The 1,396-nt window shown below is 63.7% G+C and carries 1 protein-coding gene; it reads right to left on the bottom strand.

Annotated elements, in window-relative coordinates; genetic code table 11:
• Positions 1–242: 242 nt before the first annotated feature.
• Positions 243–1,265, bottom strand: a complete 1,023-nt coding sequence (locus SSA01S_RS18830; RefSeq protein ID WP_058734963.1) for an IS110 family RNA-guided transposase — start codon at positions 1,263–1,265, stop codon at positions 243–245.
• Positions 1,266–1,396: the final 131 nt, after the last annotated feature.

Raw genomic sequence — 1,396 nt, 5'->3', positions numbered from 1 at the left:
GACGTCGTCTAATAGCGGGGTTTGCAAGCGCTTTCGCGTGAGAGACGTTGTTTGCCGGGGCACGGTCGTCTTCGCGGTCGGCAGGTGCCGCCGCATCATGGGGCTTCGCGGGATGGCCCTTCCAATGTTCATTCCGCACGCATCGAGCTGGAGCTCGTGGTGCAACGGCCGAAACGGAATGGACCAGCCTACGTCCCGGCAGGGACGCCTCGTCACGCCATAGGCGCTGTCGAGCTCTTGGATCAGGCGGTAGCGGCCGTCCTGGTGAATAGTTCGCCGGAGCGCAGCATGGCGTGCATGATGACCGCAAGCTTGCGGGCAACAGCGACGGCGGCACGCTTGAAGCCGATCTTCTCGCGAAGCTTCATGCCCCAGCTGCGCAGATCGCTATCGGCGTGGCTACGGGTCAGGATCACGACGGCCGCCTCATATAGGAGCGAGCGGACGTGCGCGTCACCGCGCCGGGAGATGTGACCGTCATAATCGACCTCGCCCGACTGGTATCGCCTAGTGGTTAGCCCAAGCCAAGCGCCGACCGAGCGGGATCGCCTGAAGTTGGCGGGGTCCTCTACCGCGGTCAGGTAAGCGGTAGCGGTAATCGCGCCGACCCCGGGGATCGACATCAGCAGCTGACATTGCTGGCTCCTGCGTGCCTCGGCGAGGAGTTGGCGCCCCAGTTCGGTCGCCTGGACGCGCAGACCCCGCCACGCCTCGAGTAGGGGCAGGATGATTCGGGCGAGTTCGGCATTGTCGACAAGCAGGGAACGAACGTTCGTCTCGAACTTGCCGCCGATGCCACGCGGTACGAGGAGTCCGAACGTCTTCATCAGCCCGCGAATCTGCCCTGCTATGTCCAGCGTCGCGCGGACGAGCTTCGTGCGCGCCGCAATCAGCGTGCGCGAGAGCATACTGTCGAATCCTTTTACCCGTACCTCGCGATAGAACCCCACCTCGGCAAGGTGAGCCAGGCCGTCGGCGTCGTTGGCGTCCGTCTTGTTCGCCGCCATGTCGAGTGCCGCCTTGGCATGGCGCGCATCAATGCAAATCGCTGGCAGCCCCTCCGCCGTGAGCGCGTGGTAGAACCACACCGACAGTGACCCTGTCTCGAACACCACCCGCTCCACCCCAGGGGCGTGCTTGCGGATCAGAGCTGCAATGACCTGCGGGTCTGACAAACACTTGCCGCGCCAAACACGCTTGCCGCCGCACCGGATCGAAACGGCTGTCTCTTTCAACGATACGTCGAGCCCGATATACTCACCCATGGCTGTTCTCCGTCCGATGTATGGACCCGGCTGCCAGTCGTGAGCCCGCACCTTCATCTACCGGGGAACAGCCACCTTCCTCTACATCGCCGCTGATCGAGGTAGCTCGCTCCCGCGATTACCCCATGTTC

The sequence above is a fragment of the Sphingomonas sanguinis NBRC 13937 genome (assembly GCF_001591005.1).
GTDB classification, from domain to species: Bacteria; Pseudomonadota; Alphaproteobacteria; order Sphingomonadales; family Sphingomonadaceae; genus Sphingomonas; species Sphingomonas sanguinis.
Note: the sequence above shows the minus strand (reverse complement) of the source record. Positions and strands in the feature narration are given on the sequence as shown.